The 23,810-nt window shown below is 39.7% G+C and carries 26 protein-coding genes; 16 read left to right on the forward strand and 10 right to left on the reverse strand.

All coding sequences use genetic code 11. From position 1 onward, the window contains the following. Positions 1–16 precede the first annotated feature (16 nt). From hisIE to WH223_RS11785, 10 genes are all read right to left on the reverse strand, one after another. Complete coding sequence (hisIE, locus tag WH223_RS11740; protein ID WP_340047858.1) at positions 17–601, reverse strand: bifunctional phosphoribosyl-AMP cyclohydrolase/phosphoribosyl-ATP diphosphatase HisIE; 585 nt, start codon at positions 599–601, stop codon at positions 17–19. Between the two features lie 81 nt (positions 602–682). Further along, positions 683–1,435 (reverse strand): imidazole glycerol phosphate synthase subunit HisF, encoded by a 753-nt coding sequence (gene hisF / locus WH223_RS11745; RefSeq protein ID WP_340047860.1) that lies wholly within the window; start codon positions 1,433–1,435, stop codon positions 683–685. A 1-nt stretch (position 1,436) separates the two neighbouring features. Next, positions 1,437–2,189 carry a 1-(5-phosphoribosyl)-5-[(5-phosphoribosylamino)methylideneamino]imidazole-4-carboxamide isomerase gene (locus tag WH223_RS11750; RefSeq protein WP_340047861.1) on the reverse strand — a complete coding sequence of 251 codons (753 nt, stop codon included), beginning with the start codon at positions 2,187–2,189 and terminating at the stop codon, positions 1,437–1,439. 68 nt (positions 2,190–2,257) lie between these two features. Continuing rightward, positions 2,258–2,851 carry an imidazole glycerol phosphate synthase subunit HisH gene (hisH, locus tag WH223_RS11755; protein WP_340047863.1) on the reverse strand — a complete coding sequence of 198 codons (594 nt, stop codon included), beginning with the start codon at positions 2,849–2,851 and terminating at the stop codon, positions 2,258–2,260. A 17-nt stretch (positions 2,852–2,868) separates the two neighbouring features. Beyond that, entirely contained in the window at positions 2,869–4,008 is a 1,140-nt protein-coding gene (gene hisB, locus WH223_RS11760) for a bifunctional histidinol-phosphatase/imidazoleglycerol-phosphate dehydratase HisB (RefSeq protein ID WP_340047865.1), read from the reverse strand. Positions 4,009–4,035: 27 nt separating this feature from the next. After that, positions 4,036–5,106 carry a histidinol-phosphate transaminase gene (hisC, locus tag WH223_RS11765; RefSeq protein WP_340047866.1) on the reverse strand — a complete coding sequence of 357 codons (1,071 nt, stop codon included), beginning with the start codon at positions 5,104–5,106 and terminating at the stop codon, positions 4,036–4,038. 50 nt (positions 5,107–5,156) lie between these two features. Beyond that, positions 5,157–6,068 (reverse strand): ribonuclease Z, encoded by a 912-nt coding sequence (locus WH223_RS11770; protein ID WP_445265615.1) that lies wholly within the window; start codon positions 6,066–6,068, stop codon positions 5,157–5,159. Between the two features lie 5 nt (positions 6,069–6,073). After that, positions 6,074–6,445 (reverse strand): STAS domain-containing protein, encoded by a 372-nt coding sequence (locus tag WH223_RS11775; protein ID WP_340047869.1) that lies wholly within the window; start codon positions 6,443–6,445, stop codon positions 6,074–6,076. 15 nt (positions 6,446–6,460) lie between these two features. Next, the gene (locus tag WH223_RS11780) at positions 6,461–7,408 is read right to left on the reverse strand and encodes a phosphoribosylaminoimidazolesuccinocarboxamide synthase (RefSeq protein ID WP_340047871.1); all 948 of its coding nucleotides are present in this window, start codon (positions 7,406–7,408) and stop codon (positions 6,461–6,463) included. Between the two features lie 42 nt (positions 7,409–7,450). Then, complete coding sequence (locus tag WH223_RS11785) at positions 7,451–8,416, reverse strand: PhoH family protein (protein WP_340047873.1); 966 nt, start codon at positions 8,414–8,416, stop codon at positions 7,451–7,453. Positions 8,417–8,745: 329 nt separating this feature from the next. On the opposite strand from WH223_RS11785, the gene WH223_RS11790 reads away from it, so the two are divergent. The 16 genes from WH223_RS11790 (at position 8,746) to WH223_RS11865 (ending at position 23,757) form a co-directional block, all read left to right on the forward strand. Further along, positions 8,746–9,534: an SAM hydrolase/SAM-dependent halogenase family protein gene (locus WH223_RS11790; protein ID WP_340047874.1), complete on the forward strand. Its 789-nt coding sequence runs from the start codon at positions 8,746–8,748 to the stop codon at positions 9,532–9,534. 92 nt (positions 9,535–9,626) lie between these two features. Next, a complete protein-coding gene (locus WH223_RS11795) occupies positions 9,627–10,181 on the forward strand; it encodes a hypothetical protein (RefSeq protein ID WP_340047875.1) in 555 nt (184 codons plus the stop codon). 51 nt (positions 10,182–10,232) lie between these two features. Continuing rightward, entirely contained in the window at positions 10,233–12,068 is a 1,836-nt protein-coding gene (locus WH223_RS11800; protein ID WP_340047877.1) for an ABC transporter ATP-binding protein, read from the forward strand. Between the two features lie 99 nt (positions 12,069–12,167). Next, positions 12,168–12,542, forward strand: a complete 375-nt coding sequence (locus WH223_RS11805; protein WP_340047878.1) for a hypothetical protein — start codon at positions 12,168–12,170, stop codon at positions 12,540–12,542. Positions 12,543–12,648: 106 nt separating this feature from the next. Beyond that, entirely contained in the window at positions 12,649–13,308 is a 660-nt protein-coding gene (locus tag WH223_RS11810; RefSeq protein ID WP_340047879.1) for a heme exporter protein CcmB, read from the forward strand. Positions 13,309–13,326: 18 nt separating this feature from the next. Beyond that, positions 13,327–14,001: a cytochrome c biogenesis protein gene (locus tag WH223_RS11815; RefSeq protein ID WP_340047881.1), complete on the forward strand. Its 675-nt coding sequence runs from the start codon at positions 13,327–13,329 to the stop codon at positions 13,999–14,001. A gap of 8 nt (positions 14,002–14,009) precedes the next feature. After that, positions 14,010–14,213 carry a CcmD family protein gene (locus WH223_RS11820; RefSeq protein ID WP_340047882.1) on the forward strand — a complete coding sequence of 68 codons (204 nt, stop codon included), beginning with the start codon at positions 14,010–14,012 and terminating at the stop codon, positions 14,211–14,213. 93 nt (positions 14,214–14,306) lie between these two features. Beyond that, positions 14,307–15,290, forward strand: a complete 984-nt coding sequence (locus WH223_RS11825; protein ID WP_340047883.1) for a DUF6427 family protein — start codon at positions 14,307–14,309, stop codon at positions 15,288–15,290. 200 nt (positions 15,291–15,490) lie between these two features. Beyond that, a complete protein-coding gene (locus tag WH223_RS11830; protein ID WP_340047884.1) occupies positions 15,491–16,813 on the forward strand; it encodes a hypothetical protein in 1,323 nt (440 codons plus the stop codon). An 8-nt stretch (positions 16,814–16,821) separates the two neighbouring features. Then, positions 16,822–17,421, forward strand: a complete 600-nt coding sequence (gene lptC / locus WH223_RS11835) for an LPS export ABC transporter periplasmic protein LptC (RefSeq protein WP_340048294.1) — start codon at positions 16,822–16,824, stop codon at positions 17,419–17,421. A 163-nt stretch (positions 17,422–17,584) separates the two neighbouring features. Next, a complete protein-coding gene (locus WH223_RS11840) occupies positions 17,585–19,690 on the forward strand; it encodes a peptidylprolyl isomerase (protein WP_340048295.1) in 2,106 nt (701 codons plus the stop codon). Positions 19,691–19,747: 57 nt separating this feature from the next. After that, on the forward strand, positions 19,748–20,263 hold the full coding sequence (locus WH223_RS11845) for a DUF2480 family protein (RefSeq protein ID WP_340047885.1): 516 nt from the start codon (positions 19,748–19,750) through the stop codon (positions 20,261–20,263). Positions 20,264–20,294: 31 nt separating this feature from the next. Beyond that, positions 20,295–21,086, forward strand: coding sequence for a DUF3108 domain-containing protein (locus tag WH223_RS11850; RefSeq protein WP_340047886.1), 792 nt, complete (start codon positions 20,295–20,297; stop codon positions 21,084–21,086). A gap of 8 nt (positions 21,087–21,094) precedes the next feature. Then, positions 21,095–21,658 carry a DUF3109 family protein gene (locus WH223_RS11855; RefSeq protein ID WP_340047887.1) on the forward strand — a complete coding sequence of 188 codons (564 nt, stop codon included), beginning with the start codon at positions 21,095–21,097 and terminating at the stop codon, positions 21,656–21,658. A gap of 62 nt (positions 21,659–21,720) precedes the next feature. Further along, complete coding sequence (locus tag WH223_RS11860; protein ID WP_340047889.1) at positions 21,721–22,692, forward strand: polyprenyl synthetase family protein; 972 nt, start codon at positions 21,721–21,723, stop codon at positions 22,690–22,692. A gap of 12 nt (positions 22,693–22,704) precedes the next feature. Next, a complete protein-coding gene (locus WH223_RS11865) occupies positions 22,705–23,757 on the forward strand; it encodes a TerC/Alx family metal homeostasis membrane protein (RefSeq protein ID WP_340047890.1) in 1,053 nt (350 codons plus the stop codon). Positions 23,758–23,810: the final 53 nt, after the last annotated feature.

Genomic DNA, 23,810 nt, shown 5'->3' on the forward strand with positions numbered 1-23,810 from the left:
ATCAAAAAATCGTAGACTACTGGTGTCTACCTTCTAGATTTTTTGCTATTGTTTTTAAGTCCAATCCTTTTTCGCGTAACAACACGATTAAGTGGAATAAAAGATCTGAAGATTCGTTGATAAAATCTGTTTCTGTTTCTGCAAGTGCCGCAATAACAGTTTCTACAGCCTCTTCCCCTACTTTTTGTGCAATCTTGTTGATGCCACGTGTACGTAGACGATTTACATAAGACTCCTCAGAAGGCTCATCGTAACGCTGGTGTACAATACGCTCTAGCTGTAACAAAAAGTTCTGATTGAATTCTGTATTAAAACAACTACGACTTCCCGTATGGCAAGTAGGTCCTGCAGGCTGCACTTTTATCAAAATGGTATCTTTATCGCAATCTATATGCGTAGAAACAACATTTAAAAAATGACCACTCTCCTCACCTTTCGTCCAGAGTCTCTCTTTACTTCTGGAATAAAAGGTAACACGACCTTCAGCTTGGGTCTTCTCCCAAGCTTCTTGATTCATATAGCCCAACATTAAGACCTCTAAGGTCTGTTCATCTTGGACAATGACAGGAACTAAACCATCCCCCTTTGCAAAATCTAACATGTCAAAAAGTTATAACAGCTTCATTATGTTTAGCGAAGCTTATTCAAAAGTATAAAAAAAACAGGACACCTATTGTTAATTCTATCGAACAACAACGCCACTCGTGCGTAATGTCTGTTTCAAATCTGGAATCAAGATTTCTCCGTAGTGAAAAACAGAAGCCGCTAAAGCAGCATCAACACCTGCTTGCTGAAACACGTCAACAAAATGCTGCTGTGTTCCGGCTCCGCCGGATGCTATTAATGGAATGCTAATCTGATCATTCACCGACTTTAAAAAAGCACAGTCAAAACCATCTTTCGTGCCATCATGATCCATGGAAGTAAGCAATATTTCACCCGCTCCTCTAGATTCCGCCTCCTTAATCCAATCCAACGTTTCGATATCCGTTTTATCACGGCCTCCACGTAAGTGAACCAAAGCTTTACCGTCTACCGCTCGCGTATCTACAGCAATCACCACAAACTGACGACCGAAAGTATTAGCCAACTCATCAATTAACGCAGGGCGACGTACTGCAGCCGAATTAATAGATATTTTATCCGCTCCCGCGTTTAGTAAAGCTTCTGCATCCGCCAACGCATTAATGCCGCCACCGATAGTGAACGGAATATTAACCTGACGGGCAACCGCCTTAACTAAGTCTAAGGTCGTCTTTCTATTTTCGTGCGTAGCCGTGATATCCAAGAAAACCAACTCGTCGGCACCTTGCTGTGAATATTGCCAAGCAAGCTCCACAGGGTCACCAGCATCACGAAGGTCAACAAAGTTGACGCCCTTTACGGTACGCCCATCCTTCACATCTAAACAAGGAACAATCCGTTTAGCCAGCATCCTAAAAGCTAATTAATGATTTCAAATTCCAATCTTTAATCTCTTCAATAGAGATTTTATTCTCGTAGATAGCTTTACCTACCACACATGATTCAATCCCCTTAAGCGTTGCAAGCTCTTCAATGTCTTCCATCGAACTAATGCCGCCAGAACCAATCAACTTAATGATGTTTGAATGCTGTACTAATTTCTTATACAAGTCGATGCCTACACCTTCAAGCTTACCATCTTTACTGATGTCCGTACATAAGAAACGGAAAAAGCCCAACGTAAGACATTTATCAATATATTCAATAAGCTTAATCGGCGAACTTTCCTGCCAGCCTGAATATTTAATAACCTCATCAAGGACATCAATAGCAATAACGATATGATCGGCATATTTTACACGACCTTCGTTTAGCTGGCTTAATTCTTCTAAGAAGGTAGGGTTAGTAATCGCTTGTGTACCGACAATAACACGATAAACACCTGCGTCGACCAATTCTTTCACTTTTTCAATGCTACGTACGCCACCGCCATACTGCACTTTCATATCTGTTTTATGGATGATATCGAAAAGATAAGCTTGGTTACTAAAGTCACCTTTAGCTCCATTTAAATCAATAATATGAACGATCTCTGTACCATTTGCATAGTACTTAGCAATTTGTTCCTCTAAGGAAATATCATAAGTCGTAACCTCTGAATAATTACCTTCTCTTAGACGAACAACACGCTTATCCAAGACATCAATAGCAGGAATAATATACATAACTGAAAATTTTAAATGCTAATAAATTTATATAAAACGGGACATAGCCCGTTAATTAAAACCAATGATTAAACTATTTTAGAAAAGTTAAGAAGCAATTGCTCGCCATCTTTTCCGGATTTTTCTGGATGAAATTGTACGCCGTAAAAATTATCATGCTGCACCGCAGCAGAGAACCCTAACCCATAACGACAAATAGCGCTGGTATATTGGACATTGTACTCAATAAAGTAAGAATGTACAAAATAAAAATAGGATTCGTTGGCTATTCCCTCAAAAAGAGCTGAAGGCTGTGGAATTTCAACACTGTTCCACCCCATGTGTGGCACCTTATCCTGAATACGTCCCTTAAAGTGTAAGGTCTTCAGCGGGATGATTCCCAAAAGATTCGCCTCTCCCTCTTCCGAAAAATCGGTCAGCAGCTGCATACCTACGCAGATTCCTAACACCGGTTTTTTCAAACGTGCAATATGAGGAGCAAGCCCTGTATTCACCAATTTGTTCATGGCCGCACCGGCATGCCCTACACCTGGGATAATGATACGTTCATACAGATCTAAATCTGCCGCTTCATTCACCATGCCATAGGCAATCCCTATACGATCTAGCGCTGCAGTTAGGGAGAATATATTTCCAGCACCATAATTTACAATTCCAATCATTTTTTTAAATCTATACCCTACAAAACACCTTTAGTACTCGGCAGCTGCATATTCTCAGCATCCCTGCGCACAGCCTTTTTAATAGACTTAGCAAAAGCCTTAAAAATAGCCTCAATTTTGTGATGCTCATTCTCGCCTTCCGCTTTGATATTCAGATTCGCTTTCGCGGCATCGGAAAAAGATTTGAAGAAATGGAAAAACATCTCTGTAGGCATATCACCAATCTTTTCACGCTTAAAAGCAGCATCCCATACGATCCAATTTCTACCACCAAAGTCAAGTGCTACTTGCGCAAGGCAGTCGTCCATCGGTAAGGTATACGAATAGCGCTCAATACCACGCTTATCACCAAGAACTTTCAAAAAGATCTCGCCCAGTGCGATTCCTGTATCCTCAATAGTATGGTGTTCATCGATATGCAAATCGCCTTTGGCTTTAACCGTTAGGTCCAATGATCCATGACGTGCAATCTGATCCAGCATATGATCAAAGAAAGGTAACCCTGTATCGATATCTGCTTTTCCAGAACCATCTAGGTTCAAAGCGATGTAAATATCTGTCTCATTGGTTTTACGTACATGCTCACCACTGCGCGAGCCCAATTTCAAGAACTCATAAATAGCTTTCCAATCACTCGTTTCAAGTGCTACAGAAGAAGCGTCGATAACGACATTTTCATTTTGTCCTAAGTCATCATTATTACGTAACCAAATGGCTTTAGCATTCAAGTTCTGCGCTAGTTTCACGTCATTAACGCGATCACCAATCACAAAAGATTCAGCCAAGTTATATTTCGAAGCATCAAAATATTCACCCAACATGCCTATACCAGGCTTACGCGTCTCCGCTTGCTCATGAGGGAAAGTACGGTCGATATGTTGCTTTGCAAACACCACTCCTTCACCTTCCAACACTTCTACAATAAAATTATGCACCGGCCAAAAGTTTTCCTCCGGATGGGAATCAGTACCTAGTCCATCTTGGTTGGAAACCAAAATCAACTCAAAATCTAGCTCTTTAGCGATTCTTGGCAAGTACTGTAGCGCACCTGGATAAAATTTAAGCTTAGCAAAAGAATCAATTTGTTGATCCTCCGGCTCTAAAATTAATGTACCATCACGGTCAATAAACAAAACTCTTTTCACGAAGTCAGGCATTTTTTAATATATAATTAGGGGTAAAGATTAGTTTAATTCAACACCATAAAAGGTGTAAACGGCAGCCAATACAGCAGCATTCTCTTCGGCAGTTCCAATAGTTAAACGAAGACATCCCTCGCACAATTCAACTTTAGAACGGTCACGCACAATGATACCATGGCTAACCAAAAAATTATAAAGCGCTTTAGGCTCTTCCAATTTCACCAAAATAAAGTTTGCGTCCGATGGTGTAATATGCTCCACCTGCTCCAAAGCTTGCAGTCGTTGACTAAGCGATTCTCGTTCTTCCACAATAGCCTTTATCCACGTATTCACCTGCTCTACATTATCCAAAGCCTCCAACACGATGTCCTGTGTAGCTTGATTAATGTTATAAGGAGGTTTTATCTTATTGAAAACCTCAATGATAGAGGTACTAGCAAAAGCCATACCCAAGCGTAGCGCCGCCAAGCCCCATGCTTTAGATAAAGTTTGTAGCACGACAAGATTAGGAAATTCTGCCAAGTCCTTCGTAAAAGAAGGCTGCTTAGAATAGTTTATATAGGCCTCATCTACAATTACCAACCCATCAAAATTTACTAAAACCGTTTCTATATCTTGGCGATTTAAGCTATTTCCTGTAGGATTGTTTGGCGAACAGATAAAAATCATCTTAGTATGCGCATCGATAGCCGCAGCAATAGCATCTAAATCCAACTGATAGTCAACCGTTAGGTTTACCTTTTTAAAAGCGACATCATTAATATTGGCAGATACTTCATACATCCCATAGGTTGGAGGCACTAAGATTACATTATCCTTACCTGGCGTACAAAAAGCTCTAAAAAGAAGATCGATAGCTTCATCACTTCCATTACCTAAAAAGATATTTTCCGCAGGAACGCCTTTAATTTTCGTAAGCTTTGCTTTTACCTGATGCTGAAGAGGATCTGGGTAACGATGGTAATTTTCACGATAAGGTGAGCCAAATGCGTTTTCATTCGCATCCAACAAAACGGAAGCTTCCCCCTTAAATTCTGACCGCGCAGAAGAATAAGGCACAAGTTTCTTAATATTGTCTCTTAGCAGAGTGTTTAGGTTGAAAGAGCCTTTCATATTTACTTTTAGATTGAGCTTGTAAATATGAGGAAAAATCCACATAATCCCTATACCAAAAACCATTTGCCCTCTTCAGAAAGCAAAGTATTGGCAAAAATCGGATATGATTCATTTAAAAATGGTTGCAAATCTCGGTAACGAGCAGAAAAATGACCCAACAGAAGTTTTTTAGCACCAACGGCACGCGCTACCTCTGCGGCTTCCACACTTGTGCTATGGCGTGTTTCTATAGCTCGCGCCAGCATGTCGTGCAAAAAGGTGGACTCATGGTATAATAAGTCTACGCCATGAATAGCCGACCAATAGCTTGGTGTTTTTGCTGTATCGGAGCAGTATGCATAACTACGCAGTTTCTCCACAGGAAGCGTAAAATCAGACGCTTTAAACAGCGTCCCATCCTTACCAACATAATCAATACCGCGCTTCAACAAGCTTAAGTACGATTTAGGAATATGATAGCGCTCAACAAGTTCAATATTTAAACGTGGAGCTGCTTGCGCCTCGTCAAACCGAAAACCAGTACAGTCAATACGGTGATTTAATGGGAAAGACCGTACTTTCAATGCTGGCGTATCTAAGATAATCTCCTCGGCTGTAGGGTTTGTGGGATGAAAAATTAAATCGTACTGCAGCTGCACCCCAGAATGACGAAACTGCACATCCAATATCTCCTGCAACGCAGGAGGTCCATATAAATGCAAGGCTGCCTTCCGTCCCATTAGATGTTGAGAAGAAAGCAGCCCTGGTAATCCTAAATAATGATCGCCATGCAAATGGCTAATAAATATATGATTGATACGATGGCTTTTAATGCCATAACGAACCAATTGCATCTGTGTACCTTCACCACAGTCGATAAGAAAAAATTGCTCATTAAAATTCAAAACTTGGGCCGTCGGGTGACGTCCATACATCGGCGTAGCCGAGCTATTTCCCAAAATTAAAACTTCAAAACGCAACATTCTTATCCTTTTCTTAAATCAAGCTGTATTTCATTACCAAAAATCATGTCTTCAGCACTCGTCACAGTATCGGTGATCTTAAAACGAGGAGCACAACCAGAAACCTTCAACAAGTCGGACACACTCTCATTCAAGCCTGTAAGAATAAACAGACCTCCGGAAGCTTTACACAAGCGACGCGCCAAAAGACCCATCCGCAAAACATCTTCACTGGCTGATTCCACATTACTCAGATTGAGAACAATATTACGCTGTCCACTCGTATTCCGTAACATAAATTCCCCCTTCAATTTAGCTGCCGACTCACGATCCAAAAAATCGATAAGCGGCTCAATCACGACATAACGCTCGTGTTTATCAACGATAAATCTCATACAGCTTTTTTTAGTTTATACTAATTTTTTCAAGGCCTCAGCGACATTCCTTTCCAAACGCACTAAACTTTCCGCTTGGTCAGGGTACTGAAACTCTTCGCCTGTAATATGCACATAAAGTTCCACATAACGATCAGAAATAGATTTTACAATTTCTGGAGTCATCTCCGGCACTACCTGTCCTTCTTTACCTTGAAAACCATTTTCTATCAGCCATTGGCGAACAAATTCTTTCGACAATTGGCGTTGTGGCTCCCCCTTCGCTTGAAGCTCCGCGTAACCTTCGGCATAAAAATAACGTGAAGAATCTGGTGTATGAATCTCATCCATCAAATAAATCTCGCCATCACGTTTACCAAATTCGTACTTCGTGTCCACCAAAATCAAGCCACGCTCAGCAGCAATCTCCGTACCTCGCTGGAAAAGCAAATGCGCATAACGCTCCAATGCTTCATAATCTTCCAAGCTTACGATACCTTGACGAATAATCTCTTCTTTGGAGATATCCTCATCATGACCTTCAGACGCTTTAGTCGTTGGCGTGATAATCGCATGTGGAAGTTTATCATTTTCCTTCAATCCTTCAGGCAAGGTGACGCCACATAACAGCCTTCCACCTTCTTTATACGTACGCCAAGCATGCCCTGATAAGTAGCCACGAATGACAACCTCAACTTTAAAAGGCTCACAACGAAGCCCGATAGTAGCACTAGGATCAGCAACATCCACCACCCAGTTAGGTAGAATATCAGCTGTAGCGGCCAAAAACTTAGCTGCAATCTGATTTAACACCTGTCCTTTGTAAGGAATAGCCTCAGGCAATACCACGTCGAAAGCTGAAATACGATCAGAAGCTACCATCACCAAGTAAGCGTCATCGATTGTATAAACGTCACGCACCTTACCACGGTAGAAAGCCGTTTGCTTTTCAAAATTGAAATTTGTTTCTTTTATTGCATTCATATTCTCTTGGTGCTTAAACACCTCTATTCTGTATATATAATCTTAAATATCTCCGTACGCCTCTAAAATACGCTTAACCAATTTATGACGAACGACGTCGGCTCCGTTGAGATGCACAATCGCAATTCCTTCAATACTATCCAGCAAGTTAACAGCTGTAGCCAAACCTGATTGGCTTTTCTTCGGTAAATCAATTTGCGTTAAATCGCCCGTAACAATAAACTTGGCCGATGGCCCCATTCGTGTAAGGAACATTTTGAGCTGCATATCTGTCGCATTCTGTGCTTCATCTAAAATCACAAAACAGTTATCGAGCGTACGCCCACGCATAAAAGCCAAAGGAGCAATCTCAATTACTCTTTTCTCTAAATAATCTTTAAGCTTTTCTGCAGGAATCATATCATCCAACGCATCGTACAAAGGTCGTAAATACGGATCAACTTTTTCCTTTAAATCGCCAGGCAAAAAGCCTAAATTTTCACCAGCTTCAACAGCAGGACGGGTAAGAATGATACGTTTGATTTCTTTGTTGCGCAATGCGCGGACTGCCAGGGCGACAGCGGTATAGGTTTTTCCGGTTCCAGCAGGACCAATGGCGAACATGATGTCATTGGTTTCCAGCTTATCGACCATCTTCCGTTGGTTCGGTGTGCGTGCCCGCACAATCAAACCGTTAGGTCCATAAACAATAGGCTCCCCTTTAAAAGCCACCGGTTCACTACTTTTCTTTTCCTCTACAGGCCTCTCGGGTCGTACGGAATCTCCAAGCAATGTTTCGAGCTCCATCCCCGTTAGGGATTGAAACTGTTCGACATGATGTAGAATACCTTCAAAAACCGACTGAAACCGACTTTGTTCAGATTGCTCCCCCAGCACTTTCAACTCATTACCCCTAGCTACCAAACGAAGTTTCGGAAATCCTCTTTTAATAAGCTCAAAATTCTCATTCTGGGCTCCCCATAATGTCATCAAATTGATGCCATCAAGATCGATAAGTACTTCGTTCAAATTGATATCTGTTTAATTTCTGAAATAAATATACTGGTTTTTCACAGGAAAATAAGCATAATATTTTATAGCCATTTTTAACATTTTGTATTGCAACACCTTAGACTATACAAAAGCAACTTCAGCCTACAAAAGACCGTCATAGCCGTAACAAAAACTCATAATTTGATTCGATTAAAGGGGACATTGTACATTCTTTTATTACTTTTGTAGGCACTTTTGGTATTCATTTTAATAGTCATGTAACAATTCGCTGTGTAAACAGCAAGGCTTCAAGAATTTCCACGCTTAAATATTTTAACTTTTAGTATCTTTAGGGGGTACGCTATATGGGAGTAATTACACTAACAACAGATTTAGGACACCGAGATTTCTATCAGGCAGCACTTAAAGGCAGCATTATATCGCAATTGCCCGATGTACGCTTGATTGATATCACGCATGAAATACCCTCGTTTGATATTCAACGAGCTGCTGTTGTATTGCGTAACGTATACCATTACTTCCCCAAAGGAACCGTTCACCTAATCGGAATTGACACCGTCTTCCAAGAAGGATCGCGTTATGCCATGATGAAATATGACGACCACTTTTTTGTGGGCGCAGACAATGGCATCTTTAGTATTATCGTTGGCGAGAAAGAAATCCAAGAAATCTTCGAAATTGATATCATGCAAGACTTACGCTATCTGCACTTTCCATTAGCGGATATCCTGAGTAAGGCTGCTTGTCATATTGCAAGTGGTGGTGCCTTAAAAGAAATTGGCCAACCTATTGAAAGCCCATTGAAAAAGGTAATGGTGCAACCCCTTGTTGACAACAACGCTATTAAAGGCCATGTATCTTACATCGACTCCTTTGGTAACGTAATCAGTAACATTAGTAAGGAGCTCTTTAATGAGGTACAACGTGGTCGAAGCTTCCGTCTACACTTCAAAAGAAATGAAACCATCAATACCCTAAGCTGGCACTACAACGAAGTACCTGAGGGGGAGAAACTTTGTTTGTTTGGCATTAGCAATTTCTTAGAAATAGCAATCAACAAAGGACATGCGAGCCGTCTTTTAGGCCTTCAGCAGGATGAAATTATCATGATTGAATTTTTAGACACCAAATAAATAATAAAATCCACCCATACACACGTTAATCCTTAACGTGAATTCGTAGTCCAATAGCTGATTTTTTTTACAAAACTTGTTAATCATTCAGCATGAATACAAAAACACGCTTACTATTTTTCTTCGGATTCTTCTTGAGCACCTTCCTATCGGTGGCCCATGCAAGCATCCAACAGGACACGATCAGCTTTGCCGATCAGCGTGCGCGTATAAACAATCTTCTCGATAGCCGTAAAGAACGCTTCGGAGAGTTTGACCGCAGCCTACAGATGAAATCAGGCATCTTCGGTATTTTCAAGACATCGGCCGATATGCAGCATTCTATTGATATCCTAAAGCAGGTAATCGTTGCCGATAATCAGATTTTTGTTGAGACAAAAAGACTCCTCGATATTAAAGACTATGAAAGTGCTCGCTATGAAGCGCTAGCAAAAGAATATGATGCACAAGTAACGGCACACATGAAAACCATCTCAAAGCTGCAAAACGAGAACGACAAACTACGTGCACAGATTAATGAGCTTGGTGATGATCAAGGACATAGCAACCTTGCACTATACATTGCATTAGCCGTTATCGCATTTTTATTATTCACTCGCTATCAAGCCTATAAACGTCAACAGATAAAAAAATTGACGCAACAGTGATGAGTCGCCATAAATAATACTGTATTTTTGGTTCTTTAAATACAGTATTGAATGGCAAGAGCGCAATTGAACAGTGGTAATACACAGTCCGACGATTTACCCAAACCAAAGTTAAATAAGGAACTTCTTAAGAAAGCTTTACAAATTTCATCTTATTTACGTCCCTTTCGGACGAAGTTCATTTTTGGGATGATTTTTCTGACCCTCTCTAGTTTGGCGATGCTCACCTTTCCAGCACTCCTTGGTGCTATGATAGACGCGGCACAAGGGAAACAAACCTACACATGGTTGCCAGCAAGCCTTGTTTATATAGGCGGTGTATCCATGATTATCTTGCTTTTTCAATCTATTATTTCTTTCGGACGTATTCGTCTTTTTGTGGAAATTGCTGAAAAAGCCTTAGCCAACCTCCGTAAAGACACCTACTGCAAACTGATTACCCTACCGATGGATTTCTTCGCAAACCGCCGTGTAGGTGAATTAAATAGCCGTTTATCGGCAGATTTGGCACAAATACAAGATACGCTAACAAGTACATTGGCCGAAATACTTCGCCAAATGATTAGTTTAGGTGTCGGTGTATGTTTACTCGTTTTTGTATCGCCTAAATTAGCGTTGATGAACCTATGTATCCTACCTGTTATTGTGGTAGCTGCTATGATTTTTGGTCGTTTCATCCGTAACCTATCGCGCCAAGCGCAAGATAAACTTGCCGAATCCAATAGTGTCGTTCAAGAAACATTATTAGGAATCAGTAATGTAAAAGCATTCGTCAACGAATATTATGAGACACGCCGCTACTCAAGCAAGCTTGATAGTGTCGTAAGTCTAGCGGTAAAAGGAGCTACCTATCGTGGTTTCTTTGCTTCCTTTATCATCTTTTGTATTTTCGGAGCTGTTATCGCTGTCATTTGGTATGGTGCTAATTTAGTATCCGCTGGTGAGATATCTGTGGGCGATTTAACAACCTATATCTTATACTCTATGTTCGTTGCAGGCTCTATGGGTAGTCTTCCTGAGCTTTACGCTAATATACAACGCTCTTTAGGTGCTAGTGAGCGCGTATTAGAAATTTTGGAAGAAGAGAATGAAGCTATTGAAGTATCTGCTAGCAATAAAGAAATTAGTCAACGTCTTCAAGGCGGACTTACTTTCCGTGATATAGGCTTCGCTTATCCTTCACGACCAGATAGTCAAATTCTAAAAAACATATCCTTTAAAGTAGAAGCTGGCAAGAAACTAGCGCTAGTAGGCCCAAGTGGAACCGGAAAATCTACTATCGCTTCTTTGATTTTACAGTTTTATCACCCAAATCAAGGACAAATCTTTTACGATGACAAATCCAGCGATTCCCTTAGCTTAACAGATATCCGTAACCAAGTCGCAATTGTGCCACAGGATGTTTTACTTTTTGGAGGAACGATTCGAGAAAATATTGGCTATGGACAACTGGATGCCGATGCTGATGAAATTATCCAAGCAGCTAAACGTGCCCATGCACACGACTTTATTATGGCCTTCCCCGAAGGTTATGACACCGCCGTGGGTGAACGTGGCGTGAAGCTCTCTGGCGGGCAGCGTCAGCGTATTGCTATTGCACGTGCGCTCCTAAAAGACCCTGCCATTTTGATTCTCGATGAAGCCACTTCAGCTTTAGACTCAGAATCGGAAAGACAAGTGCAGCTTGCGCTGGAAGAGCTCATGAAGAATCGTACGTCCATTATTATTGCTCACCGACTAAGCACCATCAAAGATGCAGACTACATCGTTGTGGTTGAAAATGGAACAGTTTCTGAAATCGGGAATCACGACACATTAATGGCCGAAAAAACAAGCTTATACCATCACTTATATGCGCTGCAATCAGCTCAACAAGTAAGTAGTTAATTTCTGTTAAATCAAAAAAATCACAAAACTTTTCCTGCTTTACCTTGTTAATTTTACTGAATACACGTATCTTATAACATATTTAAAAACAGAACAGTTATGGAAAAGAAAAATGGATTAATTACGTTTGCTTTAATAGGACTTGCTGCTGGAGCTGCTGCTTACTATTTGTTGGGAACAGAAGACGGGAAGCGTCAGTTGGATAAAGCTAATAAAGGGGTTAAAGACCTAACGAAATCCCTTCAAAAACTTTCCAAAGATGAAAGAAGAAAAGCTGAAAAACTGGCTAAATCCGCGAAAAAGGACTTAAGCAGCCTTAAAGATAGAGCAATTGAAGCTGGTAAACATGCTGTAGAAGTGGCAACCGATAAGGCTAGCCAGTGGGTAAATAAAGCAAACGACGCTGCAAAAACAGCAGCCAACAAGACACAAGACGCTATCAGTGAAGTAAAAACAGAAGCGAAAAAAGCATAACAAACGAGTTAAATCGTACGTAGCGCAAATAGAATGAACACTTTAGGAATATAATTTCAGGAGTTTTTCAATCATCCAAACCGAAGTATGCTTATCTTTGCGGTGCATGAATTTATTCCAACAAGTAAAAGTTTTAGTCTACAAAGATTTAATGTTAGAATGGCGCTCTAAGTACGCCATCAACGGGATCTTATTATATGTCGTGTCTACTGTTTTTGTATGCTTCCAAGCATTCAAATCAGTAGACACGCTTGTTTGGAACGCTCTGTTCTGGATTATTATGCTCTTTGCGAGTATCAACGCCATCAGCCGTAGCTTTGTGCAAGAAAGTAGCTACCGCCAATTGTATTACTACAGTATTGTGAGCCCCAAAGCCATTATCCTATCCAAAGTAGTATACAATATAATCATCATGCTCTTCCTGTCTATTGTGGCCTTCACCATCTATTCGGTAATCTTTAAAAACCCAATAGCCGACCTCCCATTGTACCTCCTAGCCGTGGTGCTGGGGAGCATTAGCTTTGCTTCGGTCTTCACAATGGTATCAGGTATAAGTTCAAAAACAGGAAACAATAGCACCATTATGGCTATTCTTAGTTTCCCTGTTATCATCCCCCTACTCATCGTTTTAATAAAACTGTCCAATAACGCCATTGTAGGCTTTGACAGGGCTATCTCCAGTGGGGAAATCCTTTTACTTTTAGCAATTAATGTAATTACTATTACAATTTCTTTGTTGTTATTTCCTTACCTTTGGCGAGATTAATACGACAATTTTTCGAACATGAGAAAATCTTGGTGGAAAATCTTAGGGCTTGTTATGGTGGCCTTAAGTATTGTGGGCGGCTTTTTAGGGCCAGTTCCTGAACTTCCCATCTTACACGAAACGATACGTAACGTATATTTCCACGTACCTATGTGGTTTACAATGCTTACCCTCTATCTTATTTCGGTAATTTACAGCATTAAATATTTAAGCTCGGGAGATACAAAACACGACCTTATTGCTGTGGAAGCTGTAAATACAGGGATTATGTTTTGTGCTATGGGTTTATTAACCGGTATGCTGTGGGCAAACATAACATGGGGTGAAGCATGGCCCAACGATCCAAAACTAAATGGATCAGCTATCGCAACACTCATGTATTTAGCGTATTTAGTTTTACGTAATGCCCTGGAAGAAGAACAAAAAAGAGCCAAAATATCGGCTATCTACAACATCTTCTCTTTCCCAATTATGGTTGTTTTAATCTACATCCTACCAAAATTAACAGATTCATTGCACCCTGGGAATGGTGGTAATGGCACTTTTGGTGATTTAGACATGGACAACTATATGCGTCCTGTATTTTATACCGCCGTAATTGGATGGATACTTATTGGTACTTGGATTTGTACCTTACGCTACCGTATCCGCTTAATAGAAAATAAAAGAAATCAAATCGATACTCATTCATAACAGCTGTCATGAAAAAAATACTTACTTTTTGTCTTTTCCTATTCATAAGCTTGAGCTCTTTTGCACAAGAAGTAGAAATGGCAACAGGACTTAGAAGTTCTGGAAAGATTTACGTCGTTATCTTGGTCCTATTGACCATCTTCGCTGTCTTAGGCGTGACGCTATTCATATTGGATAGACGCATTAAGAAACTCGAAAAGAACGAAAACTAAAGAAACAAAACAAGTGCTAGCATGATAGTATGCCAGCACTTGCTATTCATCTACACACAACAATGCGCCCATCTTAAAGACTAAAAAGAGATCATGATTATTAGCCAACATCGAAAATTTACGCCTTTAAATATTCTCTTTGTTGCGCTCATGGGCCTTTTATTATGTCTTGGCGTATTCATGCACCTTCCCGAAAAAATTGTCCCTGTGTTCTTAGAACCTGCCGTAGACAATTTAATAGGCTTAAAAATAGGATCCAATTTAACGCCGCAGCAAAACGTATTCTTAACGTTAGCCATCACACTGCTGCAAGCTTTTTTTCTAAATAGTATCATCAACCATTTCAACTTCATGAGCCGACCAAACTTCATGGTTGCTTTGATGTATATGACTTTGGTTAGTCTATTTGCTCCATTTTTGGTACTTTCCCCGCCTTTGATTTGCAATTTCATCGCTATTTGGATGCTCGGCAAGCTATTCAGCATTTATAAGTTAAGCGATGTAAGGAGCTTAATGTTTGACTTAGGCCTTATCGTAGCTATAGGAAGCTTGATTTACTTTCCATTCATCGTGATGATGCTTCTGCTATGGATTAGTCTTGTCATTTTCCGTCCCTTCAACTGGCGAGAATGGATTACGCCATTGCTAGGTTTTATTACCATCTATTTTCTACTTGGTGTTATTTATTTCTGGACAGATAGATTGCACGAGTACTATGAAATATTTGAACCACTAGGCTACTCATTCCCGACAGAGTTAAGTCTTAATGTGTATGATTTTTTAGTAACAGCCCCTATTGTAGTTGCGCTTTTATTTTTCTTGTTCGTCCTCAAGGATCACTTTTTTAAGAGCGTTGTCCACCTACGCAAATCATTCCAGTTACTCTTCTTTATGATGTTGCTCACTGTAGGTTCTTTTTACCTAAATAGCCACATCACAATCAACCATTTCCTTCTGTGTGCTCCACCGTTGGCTATTTACTTGGCCTTCTATTTCAGCAACTCAAAATCGAAATGGGTATACGAAATTTTATATCTTGTAATCATCCTGACTATCCTATATTTTCAATTTATTTAACACATTGAAAATAAAACGATTAACCTTTTTTAACAAATTGAACTAAAGGAATAATTAAAAATTAGATAGTTTTGTAACAAATTTTGAAAAAGTAATCATTTTAGTAAACGCTACTCCTATAAAAATATATGGCTCAGAACGAATGCCTAATACATGAATAGAAAAATGGAGTCTACTCGAATGTAACATCAACCACATATATGCACATACTGTTAAAAGGAAAGTTTCCCAAAATAGCTGGTCAAGTTTTGCTAGGCTTAAGTTTACTCGGCATACAACATACGTATGCACAAAAGTCTACTTCGCACTCTCCGTATTCGCAATTTGGCTTGGGCCAAATGCGTGAAGATCTCTTGCCACAAACCAGAGCTATGGGCGGTATATCAACGGGTGTACGTAACTTAAATGGATTCCCTACATTGAATATAGCAAACCCAGCATCGTATTCGGCTCTTACAAGAACCGTTATGGACGCAGGTTTATATGGTAACTTCACACAACTGTCAAAAGACCAAAGTAGTGACCACACAGCAGATTTCGCTTTTAGTCACCTTGCTATTGCGGTACCACTTAGCAAATTTGGTGGTATGGCTTTCGGATTACTTCCGTACTCTGATGTTGGCTATTCAGCAACATCATCTCATGCTATCGACTCCTTAAAATACAAAACGCTATCTATTGGTGAGGGGGGTGTTAACAAGGCATTTGTGGGTTATGGTGTTTCTCCATTGAAAGGATTAAGCATTGGTGCTAACGTAGGTTTCTTATTTGGTAACCTGTACGACATCACCCGTGTAGAATTCCCGACCACCGCTGGGGCCTACCAAACACAACAAAAAACAACACGTAACATCAATGGTGCTACTTTAGACTATGGTGTTCAATATAGTAAAGCAATTGGTCGTAAGCACAACTTTACAATTGGTTACTCAGGATCATTAAACAACCGTATTACGGCTAAAACAAACCGTATGGTGACGATATCTGAGCCTAACTTTGAAGAGGATTACGAAGCTCCACCATTGGATACAACAAGCATGTTTACGGTAGGTAATCACAAATTAAACTTACCATTGAAACACAACATCGGGGTAACTTTATCCAAAGGATACAACTGGATGATTGGTGCTGACTTCAAATATGCAGATTGGTCGAAATATCAAACACGTGAAGGAGAAAGTCAACTCGGTAAAAGCTATGGCTTTGCTTTAGGCGGACAAATAAAACCTGACCCTACATCACCACGCTACTTAAATCAAGTAGATTACAGATTAGGTTTCCGTTACAATAAAACGGCCGTAATGTACCGCAACAATCAAATTAACGACATGGCTGTATCAGTAGGTCTTGGATTACCACTACCGCAATCAAACTTCGGAAGAACATTCTCTCAAGTTAATATTTCGGCAGAATTTGGTCAACAAGGATCGATGAAAAACAACTTAGTACGTGAGCGTTATATTAATATCAACCTTGGATTCACTATTAATGACTCGTGGTTTATTCGTCGTAGCTTAGATTAATCCCTATGATGCATAGAGGAAAAAATAAAATAAAAAGCCTGCCCCTTTACATGTTTTTCATGATTGGGGCAATCTTATTTTTAAGCTGTGAGAACGATTTAAGAGAGGTTGATCGTATTGCCAACATCAAGGCTGAAGAGAATGTCAATATTTCCAAACACGTAACCGTCATCTATAGTGACTCTGCACGTGTAAAGGCCGAATTAACGAGCCCTGAGCTTAGGGAGTACCCAGATAGCACGGGAAGCTATGAATTTAAAAAAGGTGTAGTTATCCGTTTCTTCGATGAACTTGGGAAAGAATCCCAACGCGTCAAAGCAGATTATGCCATACAAAATAGTAATACAGGACTAACAACCTTCCGTAAAAACGTAGTGGTTAATATGAGCGACGGCTCCATCATCAAAACCGAAGAGTTGTTTTTCGATGAGAAAAAAGAAATCTACTATAATACCGTACCTATTACCTTTGACTTCAAAGATCAGAGAGGTAGTTTATATGCACTTTCTTTCACTTCGGACTCACAATTCAAGCATATTGAGGGACAAAATATGACAGGCTTCTTTATCCCTTCGGGGCAAAGTCAAATGCCTGCCTTTGGAAAATAAAATAATAGAGGATAACAATCTTTAAATTTAGTTTCCAAGCCTATACATTTTTTACACTTTTTTTTATTAAAAATTGTATCTTGCGCCTTGTTTTTAATAAAGGTCAATTAAATAACTAAAGAATAAGCATTTAAATAAACACAGTAGACAGATTATGGGATTAATGAGCTTTTTGCGAAACCGAGCTAGTGGGATAGTTTTAGCCTTCATGGTTGTAGGAATTGTCGCGTTTTTGTTAGGAGACGTTATCAATAGAGGAACTCCTTTTTGGCAAAAGAGTAGAAATCAAGTCGGTAGTGTAAATGGAGAATCCATAGAACACCAAGACTTCAATGCTCAAGTAGAGCAAACTACAGCCAACTTCCAACAGCAAATGGGAGGAGCGGCAGCTTCACCACAAATCAAAAACTACGCTGTACAACAAGTGTGGAATCAGTTTGTGTCTCAACAGTTACTAAAACAAGAAATTGAAAAAATTGGCCTTACCGTTGGTAAAGAAGAATTAAACAACTTAGTAACAGGTGCTAATCCGTCTCAACAAATTGTTCAGGCTTTTACAAACCCGCAAACGGGTACGTTTGATAGAAACCAGTTAAGCACTTTCGTTTCTTCTGTCAACTCACAAGGTACGCCTCAGATGCAACAACAATGGGAAATGTTGTTGGAAAGCATCCACAGCGAGCGTTTAAACCAGAAATATTCGAACTTACTAGCAAGCAGTGTTTACGTAACAGCACTAGAAGCTCAAGAAGAATACAACCAACGCAACAAACTGGCTAACTTCAAATACTTAATGTTAGACTTCGCAGGTGTTAAAGATGCTGAAATCAAATTGACGGATGCAGATTACAAAGCGTATTACGATAGTCACAAAAATACATTCAAAAACCAAGAAGAAAGCAGATCTATTGAATTCATCTCGTTTGATGCGAAACCAACAGCTAACGATACAGCTGCTACAAAATCAACAATCGAGCAGTTAAAAACGCAGTTAATCGCGTCAACAAATGACTCTCTTTTTGTAATTTCTAATTCAGATAGCAAACATCCATTTACTTATGTTCGCAAAGGACAAGTAAGCCCAGCTTTAGACTCATTGATCTTCAATGCGCCAGCAGGTACTACAGTAGGACCAATTTTATCAAACGGTGCTTATGAAATTGCGAAAGTAGCAAGCGTTAAATTTAGCCCTGACTCTGTAAAAGCTTCACACATCCTAATCGATGCAACAGCTGAAGGTGGTCTAGATAAAGCGAAGGCAAAAGCTGATTCAATCAAAGGATTACTTCAAAAAGGAGAAAGCTTTGCTTCATTAGCTATTCAGTTCAGTACGGATCAAGGTAGTAAAGTAAACGGTGGTGAGTTAGGTACATTCGCTCGCGGACAAATGGTTCCTGAGTTTGATGAAGCAGTATTCTCTGGTAAATCAGGTGATATCGCTGTTGTAAACAGCCGTTTCGGAACACATATTATAAAAATCGAAAAGCAAATCGGTAACTCTAAAATTGTAAAAGCGGCAATCGTTGATAAAGCTATTGCTAGCGGTAAAGCAACAACAGATGCTGCATATGCTAAAGCTAACAATTTCTTCAGCGAAGCGAATAGCAAAAACTTCAAAGAGACAGCTGTTAAACATGGCTTGAAAGTAGAAGATGCTGAACGTGTAGTAGCGATGGACAATAACTTTAATGGTACAGAAGTACCTAGAGAGTTAGTACGTTGGGCATTCGAAGCTAAAAAAGGTGAGGTTTCTGACAAGGTTTACGAGACAGACCACGACTTTATCGTTGCTCGCGTAGTAGATGTTCAACCAAAAGGTATCTTAAGCCTAGAGGCTGTAAAACCACACATCGAGGCATTAGTGAAAAATGAAGTTAAAGCGAAAATGTTAACAGAAAAATTAAACAACGCTTTAGCTGGTGCTTCATCAATTGACCAAGCGGCACAAAAATTAGGTAAATCAGCAATCGCTGTAGAGAACATCGTTCTTGCAAACCCTGTATTACCGGGTGTAGCTTTAGAGCCTTCTGTTGTTGGTACAGCATTCGGTTTACAACCAAACAAATTGTCTAAATCAGTAGTTGGTACACAAGGTGTGTATGCAGTTCAAGTTAACGGCTTCACAAACCCAGCTGAATTAGTAGCAAGCGACATGGGTAACCAAAAGAAACAAATGCAAAATGCAAGAGCTCAACGCTCTTGGAATAACATCTTCCAAGCTTTACAAGCGAAAGCTAATATTGATGACAATCGCGTTAGATTCTATTAAGATATATTCATAACTTTATAGCCGGACAAATTGTCCGGCTTTTTTTGTTTTATAGATATGGAAATTCAAGAGCAAATCATAAATAAAGTAGCGCAAAGTGGTCTCGTAACCATTGACTTGGCAAAATATGCCCCAAATCAAGCAATTGTTTGTTACGACATTAAGGATAACTTGTTTCATGGATTAATCCTGCGTGAAAAAGACTTCCGTGACTTTATCAAAGAGCACGACTGGGCACAATATCAAGATCAGCATGTCGCTATCACCTGTACGGCCGACGCTATCGTCCCTACATGGGCCTATATGCTGTTGGCAAATAAACTAGAGCCTTATGCTGCTTCTATCGATTTCGGCACCGTAGCAGAAGTAGAGAACAGACTATTCCTAGATGCTTTACGCGACATCGATTACAGTGTTTACCAAGATCAGCGCGTAGTTGTGAAAGGCTGTGGCGATATTCATATCCCAGAGGCAGCTTTCGTAAATTTCACAATAGGCTTAAGTAAAGTTGCTAAAAGCATTATGTATGGCGAACCATGTTCGACAGTACCTGTATTTAAGCGTAAGGGTTAAACTATTTCCTTAATAAACTGTCCATTACTGTATGAAAAAACTTTACACCATTCTTATTCTGACTATTGCGCTAGCCGTGAATACTTACGGACAAGCATTGCCTTATTTGAGCGATCCTACTTTTAAAGAAGGTGAAAAATTGACTTATAAGCTGAAGTATGGTATTATTTCTGCAGCGACAGGAACATTACAGGTAAAAAAATCACAACAGTCGTTTAGTAATCCCAACACCTTCCAACTCTCCGCTTTTGGAGAAACATCAGGTGCTTTTTCGGTATTCTATACCGTAAAAAACCAATATGACTCTTACATAGATGGTGATAATTTTTTACCCTATCTATATACAGAAGATATAAAGGAAGGCCGTTATACCCGTAAGGAAAACGCCACTTTTGACCATAAGAACAAATCGGTCACCGGAAGAAAAGGTACGTTCAAAAGCCCTAATGCACAATTTTTTGACCTCCTATCGGCTTATTATTTCTCTCGCAACCTTGATTTTTCAGGCTTAAAGAAAAATGATAGCTTTAAGATTACCTACTTCCTAAATGATACCGTTGCTCAACTTGGCGTTAAATATATCGGTGTTGAAAAGATAAAAACCTCTTTAGGCACCTTAGAGTGTATAAAATTAAGCCCGGAGATTTCTCCAGGTCGAATTTTCAAAAAAAATAGCCAGTTATTTCTATGGGTGACTAACGACGGCAATCGTATCCCCGTCAAAGCACAGGTTGAAATCTTAATCGGTTCAATCACCATGGAGTTAGTTCAAGCGAGCGGCTTAAAACATAAGCTCGGTGAACGTGTTAGTTATTCAAAATAAATAAGAAAATGATAGAAGTAGGAAATGTGTTGGTACACGAAGATATCATCGCTAATGATTTCGTATGTAACCTCAGCAAATGTAAAGGAATATGTTGTATCGAAGGGGATGCTGGCGCACCACTACAAGAAGCTGAAACAGCTATCTTAAAAGAAATCTATCCGAAAGTAAAGCCCTATATGACAGAAAAGGGTATACAAGCTATTGAAGAACAAGGAACGCATGTAATTGATCCGGATGGTGATCTAACGACTACCTGTGTAGATGGAAATAAAGAATGTGCTTATGTAACCTGGGAAAATGGAATCACGAAGTGTGCTATTGAGAAGGCTTATGAACTAGGCGAAGTAGACTGGAAAAAACCAATCTCCTGTCACCTCTACCCTATCCGTACCACCAGTTACCCATCTTTCGATGTATTACATTACGACCGTTGGCATATCTGTCATGACGCATGTACCTTCGGAAAAGAATTGGGTGTACCGGTATATAAATTCCTTAAAGATCCATTAATTCGTGAGTACGGTGCCGACTGGTATAAAGAATTAGAATTAGCTGTCGAAGCTTTGTAATCTATTACGTATATTTATAACAGTTTATCACGACTTCAATTATGGTGAATTAGCCATTTTACATGCTGAAATTAAAAGAAATACAAACTCCCATAGCGAAAGAACTGGAACTTTTTGAGGTACGATTTAAAGAATCTATGCGTAGCTCTGTTCCGCTATTAAATCGCATTACACAATATATTTTAAAACAAAAAGGGAAGCAAATGCGTCCCATGTTTGTTTTTTTATCGGCCGGTCTATGTGGCAGTATCAACGATTCTACCTACCGCGGAGCCTCTCTTGTAGAGTTACTACACACGGCATCCTTAGTACACGATGATGTCGTAGATAATGCGAATGAACGTAGAGGCTTTTTCTCCATCAATGCATTATGGAAAAATAAAGTAGCTGTACTCGTTGGCGACTTCCTCTTATCTAAAGGTCTATTACTCTCTGTAGCCAGCAATGAGCACGATTTATTACGTATCGTATCGGAAGCTGTAGAAGAGATGAGTGAAGGCGAATTGCTACAGATAGAGAAAGCACGCAAGCTAGATATCGAAGAGTCTATCTACTTCGAAATTATAAAAAAGAAAACAGCCTCACTAATCGCTTCTTGTTGCGCTTGTGGCGCCTCTTCATCGGGGGCATCCAAAGAAATCGTAGAACGACTGAGTGAGTTTGGAGAGAAAGTAGGTATTGCTTTCCAAATCAAGGACGACCTCTTTGACTTCGGGACTGATGATGTCGGAAAGCCGGTGGGCAATGACATCAAAGAGAAGAAAATGACCTTACCTCTTATCTATGCATTAAAGCACAGTGATCGCGCAGAGAAGCGCCGTATCATTAACTTGGTGCGTAACCATAGCGAAGACAAAGAAAAAGTAGCTGAAGTTATTGATTTCGTTCGTAAGAGTGGTGGGTTAGAATATGCACAAGAACAAATGTTTCTTTATCAAAAAGAGGCTTTCGATATTCTAGGTAGCTTCCCGGAGAGTGAATACAGAAAAGCATTAGAACAATTAGTACGATTTACGACAGAACGCAACAAATAAAATAACCAACACATGAGCCACGAATTCTTATTTTTTGGAGGATTTATCATTTTTATTATCCTCATGCTAGCCGTAGATTTAGGTCTGTTCAGCAAAAGCGACAAACCTATCACCTTGAAATCGGCAGCCATCATGAGTGCTATATGGGTAGCATTTGCCCTATTATTTGGGTTAGTACTCTACAACTGGGGGCATGAGCTTCATGATGTTCAAGATTTTGCAAGCCTCAAACACATTATAGAAAAACATGCGCATAACATCGTTATCAATGAAAACGATATTGCAGCAAGTATAAAAGCATACAATGCTAACCTGACTATAGAATACTTAACAGGCTATGTCGTTGAATATGCGCTATCTGTAGATAACATCTTTGTGATGGTTCTTCTATTTTCTTCATTTGGTATTCCTGAAAAATACTACCACAAAGTATTAGTATGGGGTATTCTTGGAGCCATCATTTTACGTTGTATTTTCATCTTTATTGGTGCAGCGCTTATTGCTCAATTTGGATGGATTTTGTACGTCTTTGGGGCATTCTTGGTTTACACAGGGATTAACATGTATATCACCCGTAATAAAGAAGATGATGTTGACCCAGAGAAGCACCCTGTAGTAAAGTTCGCCGCGAAATACTTCAAGGTGACTCCAAAACTAGATGGCGGTAAATTTTTCCATGTAGAAAATGGCGTAAAATATATGACACCTCTATTTTTGGTGTTGTTAGTTATTGAGTTTACAGACTTAATCTTTGCCGTAGATTCTATCCCTGCTATATTTTCCGTAACAAAAGACCCTTACATTGTATTCTTCTCGAATATTTTTGCGGTCTTGGGACTTCGTTCGATGTTCTTCCTATTGGTAAACATCATTCATAAATTCCATTACCTGAAAGTAGGCTTAGCCTTCTTATTGGTATTTATCGGTGCTAAAATGCTCCTTCACGGACAATTAGAGCAACTTGGATTTAAGACCATACACTCGTTAATCATCATCATCTCTATCTTGGTGATTAGTGTAGTAGCCTCTCTTCTATTTCCTAAAAAAGAAGATTTAACGCAATAAAGCTTACTAAAGCTAAGACATATAGTGCGGCGACCTATCGCTATGCTATATGT

This window comes from Sphingobacterium sp. MYb382 (assembly GCF_037572665.1).
Taxonomy (GTDB): domain Bacteria; phylum Bacteroidota; class Bacteroidia; order Sphingobacteriales; family Sphingobacteriaceae; genus Sphingobacterium.